Below are 592 nucleotides of genomic sequence, written 5' to 3'. Positions count from 1 at the left end.
GGCCCTGTCAAGGTCACAGCTCCGGTAGGGGTTCAGCGCCCTCCGGAGCCACGTCAGGTGACGTGAACACGGCGGCAGCGCCGACCGGTCGCCCCCAAGGGTCACGCAACAGCATGAGCCGGACACCTGTTGGCCGTAGGGAGCCATCGTGGCATTGGACGGGAAGAATCACCGCGCCGCGGTCCGACGGCTCGTCGGCCGTAGCTCCGGACATGAGTGCCCGGAAGGCGGTCCAGTGCGCCTCCCGGTAAGCCTCAGGGATGATCACATCCAGCGCGCTTCCTACGATCTTGTTCGCTGGATGGCCGAACAGTGATTCGGCCTCGGTGTCCCACGACCGCACCACGCCCTCGGCGTCGGCCACGACGACGGTAAACGGCTCCATCAGTCTTTCCCCCTCTTCCGCGCCGGGTGGCCCACGAATGGGCGGTCTCTGGCGGTCCGTGCACCGCCCGCCTCGTGCCGGGACCCCAAGCAGGGGTTCGAATCGGGCCGTTGGGGCAGGTTAGGAGCCTGGCCAAATTATGATCAATTTTACCGAATCCCCTGCCTGTTCCCAGCAGAATGCGGGCGGTGCGCTGACCCTCTGAAT

The 592-nt window shown here is 65.9% G+C and carries 1 protein-coding gene; it reads right to left on the bottom strand.

Going from position 1 to position 592, the window contains the following annotated elements:
- Positions 1 to 13: 13 nt before the first annotated feature.
- Positions 14 to 385 (bottom strand): PAS domain-containing protein, encoded by a 372-nt coding sequence (locus MJ797_RS22210; protein ID WP_239340642.1) that lies wholly within the window; start codon positions 383 to 385, stop codon positions 14 to 16.
- Positions 386 to 592: the final 207 nt, after the last annotated feature.

It is taken from the genome of Protofrankia sp. CiP3 (genome assembly GCF_917627345.1).
Lineage (GTDB): Bacteria > Actinomycetota > Actinomycetes > Frankiales > Frankiaceae > Protofrankia.
Note: the sequence above shows the minus strand (reverse complement) of the source record. Positions and strands in the feature narration are given on the sequence as shown.

Excerpts from the sequence above, each read along its gene's own strand:
- MJ797_RS22210 (WP_239340642.1), bottom strand. The coding sequence starts at position 385 with ATGGAGCCGTTTACCGTCGTCGTGGCCGACGCCGAGGGCGTGGTGCGG.